The sequence below is a fragment of the Amycolatopsis magusensis genome, from assembly GCF_017875555.1.
GTDB classification, from domain to species: domain Bacteria; phylum Actinomycetota; class Actinomycetes; order Mycobacteriales; family Pseudonocardiaceae; genus Amycolatopsis; species Amycolatopsis magusensis.
Genome location: NZ_JAGGMS010000001.1, coordinates 2,421,515 through 2,428,773 on the forward strand (window position 1 = coordinate 2,421,515; position 7,259 = coordinate 2,428,773).

The following is a 7,259-nucleotide window of genomic DNA, read 5'->3' on the forward strand; positions in this document are numbered from 1 at the left end:
GGACACAAGCACCACTCTGTGAACGAGCGCTAACATCGATAGTTGATCCCGCCAACGGAGATGAGGTGGCACGAGTGACTGAGGGCGTCGGGCTGTACCGGCTCGCAGAGGAACACGAGGAGCTGCGTGCCGCCGTGCGGGCGCTCGCGGAGAAGGAGATCGCGCCGCACGCGGCCGATGTCGACGAGAACGAGCGGTACCCCGTCGAGGCCGCCGCGGCGCTGGTGCGCTCCGGGTTCAACGCGGTGCACATCCCCGAGGAGTACGAGGGCCAGGGCGCCGACGCGATCGCCGCGTGCATCGTGATCGAGGAGATCGCCAGGGTCGACGCGTCGGCCTCGCTGATCCCCGCGGTGAACAAGCTGGGCACGCAGCCGATCCTGCTGTCGGCCTCGGAGCAGCTGAAGAAGAACGTACTGCCGTCGATCGCCTCCGGGGACGCTTCGGCGTCGTACGCGCTGTCCGAGCGCGAGGCGGGTTCGGACACCGCCTCGATGCGCACGCGCGCCCGGCTGGAGGGTGACACCTGGGTGCTCAACGGCACCAAGGCGTGGATCACCAACGCCGGCGAATCGACCTGGTACACCGTGATGGCGGTGACCGACCCCGAGGCGGAGAAGAAGGCGAGCGGCATTTCCGCGTTCGTCGTGCACAAGGACGACCCCGGTTTTTCGGTCGGGCCGAAGGAACGCAAACTCGGTATCAAGGGCTCGCCCACGCGGGAGATCTACTTCGAGAACTGCACCATTCCCGAGGACCGCATCATCGGCGAGCCGGGCACGGGCCTGAAGACCGCGCTGCGCACGCTCGACCACACGCGCCCGACCATCGGCGCGCAGGCGCTGGGCATCGCGCAGGGCGCCCTCGACGCGACGCTTGATTACGTGAAGGACCGGCGGCAGTTCGGGAAGTCGATCGCGGACTTCCAGGGCGTGCAGTTCATGCTGGCGGACATGGGCACCAAGATCGAAGCCGCCCGCCACCTGGTCTACGCCTCGGCCGCGGCTTCGGAACGTGGAGACGCACGGGCGGGATTCATGGCCAGCGCGGCGAAGGCTTATGCGTCGGACATCGCCATGTCGGTGACCACGGACGCGGTCCAACTGTTCGGCGGGGCTGGGTACACGCGTGACTTCCCGGTTGAGCGGATGATGCGGGACGCGAAGATCACGCAGATCTATGAGGGTACGAACCAGATTCAGCGGATGGTTATGGCTCGGGCTTTGTTGAAGGGGTAGTTGGTTGTTGGGGGCCACCCCGGTTTTTTAGTGTGACTACGGCGAAGGCCTCGATGTCAAGGCGGGAAAGATGCCTTGACATCGAGGCCTTCGCCGTGTTTTGGGCTTTGGACCGGGGATGGGGGAGGTTGGGTGGGATGGTGGTCCGGTGTCGTTGCCGGGTGGAGGTTTGAGGCGATTGCTGGTGGTGGGGGTGGTCGATGTTCGTCGCTGCTGATGGTGGGCGGCCGGTGGTGGTTGGTTTCGTTGCGCTGCTGGTGGTGGGGGCCGGTTTTAGTTGCTGGGGGACCGGTTCGTGGCTGGGGCGGTCCTTTTGGCGGGATGGTGGCGGCCTTTGTTGGCCGGATGGTCGGGGGTTCTTGTCCCAGGGGCGGGGAGGTGCCGTGAATGTGGCTTTCACGGCACATTCCGCCGTGAATGTGGCTTTCACGGCATGGGTAGTGTCACGAAAGTGGCTTTCGGGGCGTTGGATGTCTCGAAAGCCACATTCGTGACATCGCGGGGGGACACAAATGTGGCTTTCGGGGCCGAATCCGCCCCCAAAGCCACATTTGTGGCATCGGGGGAGGCGAGGGGCGCCGGGGTTAGGGAACGTCTAGTGGGGTGGTGTTCAGGAGTCGGTGTGCTTCCAGGGAGAGTTGCATTTCGAAGCGTGACTCCGGGTTGTTCAAGCGGTCCCCGAACAGTTCCACCAGTTGGTTCAGCCGGTATCTGACCGTTTGCGGGTGGATGTCCAGTGCTTCAGCGACTTCCGGGGTGCTGCCGCGGTACTCGAGCCAGGCCAGCAGTGTGCCGCCCAGGCGGACTTGTTGTTTCGGCGTCAGGCCCGAAAGCGGTGCCAGGGCTCGGGTGCTGAGTTGTCGCAGCAGGAATTCGTCGGTCAGGAGCAGGAGTTTCGCCAGGTGGTCGCCGCTGCTGGTGATGGGGGCGTCGGGCAGGATGTCGCGGTGGACCAGGTCCAGGGTCCGCCGGGCCCAGTGCAGGGAGGTGGCGGCTTCCGCCAGCGGCACGTGCGGGCCGGAGGCGGCGCGCCAGCCGTCCAATTCGGACTTCAGGATCGGCAGGTCGCGTGCGGGGTCCGGGGTGAGCAGGTATGGCTGCGTGCCTTCGAGATCCAGCAGGACATCGGAGTGGAGAGCCGGGGTGTGCGGCCGGTCGATGCACGCTTCCAGTGCCACCAGCGTCACCGACTCGGGGACCGGCCACTCCGCGGCGGCGGCCATGGCGGCGATGGTTTGCCCGGAAGACGGTGGCGTGGTGAGGATGCGCTCCAGCAGGCGCTGCCGCCGTCGCTCGAGTGTGCCGGCGGCGCGGGCCTGCGCCATGGTGTAGCCCTCGACCGAGTAGGCCGAAATCTCGTCCACGAAAGCGAAAATGGCCTCCGCGCTGACGCACATGATCGAGACCGGCAACCGCAGCTTCTGGCCGAAGGCGGAGATGTAGCGCCACGCCGCCCGTCCGCCGACGCGGTAGGCCGACTGCAGCGAGTCCAGGCTGCGCCCGTCGTTGTACACCCGGCGGCCGATCGCGCGGAACAGTTCGTCCCACTTCTGCTCGGCGATGCCGCGGCCCTCGATGCTGTCGATGCAGTTGAGCACCGCCCGCTCGATACCGACGGTGATCACCTTGCCGAACTGGCCCTCCAGCGGCTGCGCGTACTCGGGCACGGCCCGCTGGATCTCTTCGAGGATGGTCCTGGCCAACTGGTCCGAGTGCGGCCGGAACCGTCTCGCCACCTCGCCGGGAAGCGAAAACCAGAGGCTTTGCGAATGGCTCGCCGGTCCCTCCGGTGCCGGGACCTGCTGCCTCACCGAACTGTCGCTTGCCGGGTGCATACCGCCCCCTTTGCTCGCAGTAGTTTTCCACGCTGATCACGTACCGCGCCGGAAGTACTTACTCACGGTCAGAACTGTTCTGGCAACCCTTGTGTCCGACGCCTCACGAGAACTTGTCAGCACCCGCGTGTGGCGGCAATGATCTTTATCCTTTTTTGCTAAACGCCACCCTTTCGGGTGTACGGCCGTTGCGCTGGGTGGTCGCCTGCGCCGGGGTGAGCATCGTTAACGGGAAACTTGTGCCCCCGGTGACAAGGGGGAATCCCACGCCTTCTCGGCGTTGATTGCGGACTGCTACCTTCCGGTCTGGCGAGGTCCGGCAGCGGGAACATTCCCCGGGCGCCTTTCACGAAACATATTCACTTTCGGCGAGGAGGTTTTCGCGCGCATGATCCGCCGGGCGAAATGGGTGGTTTGCCAGTTGCTCGTGGTGGTGCTGCTGGGCAGTGGGGCAGCGGCCGCCGCGGGCGGGGACGGGTTCACCACCCGGTTCGTCACCGTGCCCGCGGCCGACGGCGTGGGGCTGGGCGCCATGGTGCTCGAACCCCGGACCCCCGGGCCGCACCCGGTGGCGGTGTTGATCAGCGCGTGGGGCGGCGGTGCCACGCAGAACGTCATCCCGGCCAAGAACCTCGCCGACCGCGGTTACCTGGTGGTGGCCTACGGCGCCAGGGGATTCGGGGAATCCGGTGGCGCGGTCGAGGTCGCCGGGGCCGCCGACATCGCGGACGTGTCCACGGTCATCGACTGGGCGCTGGCGAACACCGCCGCCGACCCGGCGCGCGTCGGGGTCGGCGGGGTGTCCTACGGCGCCGGGATCGGCCTGATCGCCGCCGGGGCCGACGCCCGGATCCGGGCCGTGGCCTCGCTCAGCGGCTGGGCGGACCTGGCCGAGTCGCTGTCGCAGAACGAGACGCGGCACGGCCTGGCCGGACTGGTGCTCTACCTGTCCGGAAAGGCGAACGGGACGCTCAGCGCGGAAACCGAGAAGATGCTGACGAAATTCCTCACGCCGCACCTCTCCGACGCCGATTCCGAAGCCATCATCGAATGGTCGAAACCGAGATCGGCGGTCAGTCACCTGAACCGGATCAATGCCCATCGCCCGGCCGTGCTCACCATTCAGACCTGGAGTGAAACGGTATTCCCGCCGGATCAGATGGTATCGCTCTACCAGTCGCTGAGCGGCCCGAAACGAGCCGAATTCGTGCCGGGCGATCACGCTTCCAGCGAATCCGGCGGACTGCTCGGGCTGCCCAGTGAGACCTGGGACTCGGTGTACCGCTGGTTCGACGCCCACGTCGCGGGCACCGACGACAGCATCACCCGCGAGAACCCCATCGTCACCCGCGCCCGCCCCGGCACGCAGGAGCCCGAGACCCACCCCGACTGGGCCTCGGCGGTCGGCGAACCGTCCAGGTGGGAGCTGCCGCCGGCGGAGTTCACCCTCGGCCGTGACACCCCGGCCAACGGCGGGGTGCCGCTGGCCACCTACAGCCTCGAAGCCCTGACCGGTGACCCGCCGACCGCCTTCCTGCCGCTGGTGAGCAAGCGGGACGCGGCGATCTGGCAGCAGGCACCCAGGACCACGCCGACGCACATCCGCGGCGCGCTCCAGGCGCGGTTCACCGTCACGCCGCCCGCGCGGACCGGGACCGTGGTCGCCTACGTGTACGACGTGGACCAGTTCGGCGTCGGCAGGCTGATCAACTACCTGCCCTACAGCTGGAAGGACGCCGAACCCGGCCGTCCACTGAGGATCGACCTGGCGTTCGCCCCGACCGCCTACACCGTGCCCGCCGGGCACCGCGTGGCTCTGGTCACCGACTCGAAGGACCCGCTCTTCCTGGACTGGAACCTCGAAGAGGGCGAACTCGCCTTCTCCGGTCCCTCCTGGCTCGACATTCCGACGAAGGGATCGCAGGGATGACCGCGTTCACCACACTTCGCGCCGACGGCATCACCTGGGACGCGCTGCCGCTGCGGTTGTTCGACAAGGGCAACGCCAAGTTCTGGAACCCGCGTGACCTCGACTTCGACCAGGACGCCAAGGACTGGGCCGCGCTCTCGGAGGAACAGCGCTTCGTGGCGACCATGCTCTGCGCGCAGTTCGCCGGTGGCGAAGAGTCCGTGACGCACGAGATCCAGCCGTTCATCGCCGCGATGCGCGCCGAAGGCCGCTTCGCCGACGAGATGTACCTGACCCAGTTCTGCCTCGAAGAAGCCAAGCACACGCAGGTGTTCCGGCTCTGGCTGGACGCGGTCGGCGTGGACGAGGACCTGCACTCCCACGTCGAGAACAACCCGGGCTACCGCGCGATCTTCTACGACGAGCTGCCCACCGCGCTGGGCCGCCTGCACGACGATCCCAGCCCGGAGAACCAGGTCCGCGCGTCGGTGGTCTACAACCACGTCGTCGAAGGCGTGCTGGCGCTGACCGGCTACTTCGTCTGGAACCGGGCGTGCCGCGCGCACGGCATCCTGCCCGGCATGCAGGCGCTCATCCGGCACATCGGGGACGACGAGCGCCGCCACATGGCCTGGGGCACCTTCACCTGCCGCCGCCACGTCGCCGCCGACGACCGGAACTGGGACGTGGTCCAGGAACAGATGCAAGCACTGCTGCCCCACGCGATCGCGCAGATCGAGTGGACCACGCGGCAGTTCGACGGCGACCCCTTCGACCTGCGGTTGGACGGGGTCATGGAGTACGCGGCCGGGCACGCGATGCGGCGGCTGCGAGCGATCGAGGCAGCACGTGGCATGCCGGTGGAACGAATCGACGTGGACTACAGCCCGGAACGACTCGAGGAGGAGTTCCACACCGAGGACGAACAAGCGCTCGGCGACTGAGCGGAGGCGGCCGTGGTCAGCCAGGACAGTGCGGTTCGGGGTCGCGCGGTGGTCCCGACGCTGGTGGTGATCGCCCTCGGCGGGTTCGTCACCAGCCTGGACAACAACATCGTGGCCGCCGGCGTGCCGTCGATGGCCCGTGAGCTCGGCCTCGGCCTGGACGAGCTGCAGTGGGTCAGCATCGGCTACATGCTGCCGTTCGCCGCGTTGCTGCTGGTGGCCGGGGTGCTGGTCGACCGGCTCGGGCAGGCCCGCACGCTGGTGGCCGGGCTGATCGGCTTCGGCATCGGCGCGGTGGCCGGCGGCTTCGCCACCACCGGCTGGGTGCTCATCGGCGCGCGGGTGCTCCAGGGCACGGCCGCGGCGTTCATGGTGCCCGGCCTGCTCAGCCTGTTGCGCACCAACCTCGACAGCCGCCAGCGGGCGATCGGCGCGACACTGTGGACAGCCAGCCTGGCGGTCGCGCTCGCGGTCGGCCCGACCGTCGGCGGCCTGCTCAGCGAATACCTGCACTGGGGCTGGATCTTCTTCAGCAACCTCCCGTTCGTGGCCGCGATCGCGCTGCTCGTCCCGGTCACCGCCAGTGGCGAGCGCAACCACGGCACGCGACTGCGGGCCCGGACCATGCTCGAAGCCTTCGGGCAGCGGGTGTTCATCGCCGGGCTGCTCGTGCAGTTGTTGTGGGGGCTCGGGGTGTCCGGGGTGTTCTTCTTCACCCCGTTGCTGCACCAGGATTCGCTCGGGCTGTCACCGCTGATGGCCGGGCTGCCACTGGTGCTGGTGGCGCTCGCGATCATGGCGGCCACCCCGGCGGTGCCGTGGGCGGTGCTCCGCTTCGGTCCACACTGGACTGTCGCGGTCGGGCTGACCGGGGTCGCGGTCGGCCTGGTCGCGGTGGCACTGGTCAACCACATACCGGAAATACCGCCCAGAATTCCCGGCCTGCTGCTGATCGGCGCCGGATCGGCACTGACCACCCCGTTGACCTCGTTCGCGCTGGAAGTGGTGCCCGGTGAACACGCCGGAACCGCGTCCGGGCTGCTCACCGCGTCCAGGGAATTGTCCGGCGCGGTCGGGGTCGCGCTGATCGGCGTGGTGCTCACCACGGTCCGCACCGAGCACCTCTGGCAGGGCGAAGGTCCAGCGCTGGCAACGGGTTACACCGCCGGGCTGTACACCGCGGCGGCACTGGAACTGGCCGGTGCGGTACTGGCGTTCGCGGTGTTCCGCCGCCGCGACTGAGCTTCTGTTGCGCGGATGACAAGCCCGCGGTGAATTGTCCACGCCGGGATGAGCGGCCGAATTCGAGTTCGTTGACAGGCCACCACCTACT

5 protein-coding genes are annotated in these 7,259 nt (G+C 67.9%); 4 read left to right on the plus strand and 1 reads right to left on the minus strand.

All coding sequences use genetic code 11. The features are described 5' to 3' along the window. Positions 1-92 precede the first annotated feature (92 nt). A complete protein-coding gene (locus tag JOM49_RS11275) occupies positions 93-1,238 on the plus strand; it encodes an acyl-CoA dehydrogenase family protein (RefSeq protein ID WP_245370217.1) in 1,146 nt (381 codons plus the stop codon). A 584-nt stretch (positions 1,239-1,822) separates the two neighbouring features. Here the strand turns inward: JOM49_RS11275 and JOM49_RS11280 are convergent. Beyond that, positions 1,823-3,073: a PucR family transcriptional regulator gene (locus JOM49_RS11280; protein ID WP_209664248.1), complete on the minus strand. Its 1,251-nt coding sequence runs from the start codon at positions 3,071-3,073 to the stop codon at positions 1,823-1,825. Positions 3,074-3,461: 388 nt separating this feature from the next. Between JOM49_RS11280 and JOM49_RS11285 the strand changes: the two genes are divergently transcribed. From JOM49_RS11285 to JOM49_RS11295, 3 genes are read left to right on the plus strand one after another with little or no spacing between them, the layout of a single operon-like run. Further along, a complete protein-coding gene (locus JOM49_RS11285) occupies positions 3,462-5,003 on the plus strand; it encodes an alpha/beta fold hydrolase (protein ID WP_209664249.1) in 1,542 nt (513 codons plus the stop codon). Continuing rightward, positions 5,000-5,926 carry a R2-like ligand-binding oxidase gene (locus JOM49_RS11290; protein ID WP_209664250.1) on the plus strand — a complete coding sequence of 309 codons (927 nt, stop codon included), beginning with the start codon at positions 5,000-5,002 and terminating at the stop codon, positions 5,924-5,926. Before JOM49_RS11285 ends, JOM49_RS11290 begins: the two co-directional genes overlap by 4 nt. A 48-nt stretch (positions 5,927-5,974) precedes the next feature. Beyond that, positions 5,975-7,168 carry an MFS transporter gene (locus JOM49_RS11295; protein ID WP_209664251.1) on the plus strand — a complete coding sequence of 398 codons (1,194 nt, stop codon included), beginning with the start codon at positions 5,975-5,977 and terminating at the stop codon, positions 7,166-7,168. The last annotated feature ends 91 nt before the right edge of the window (positions 7,169-7,259 follow it).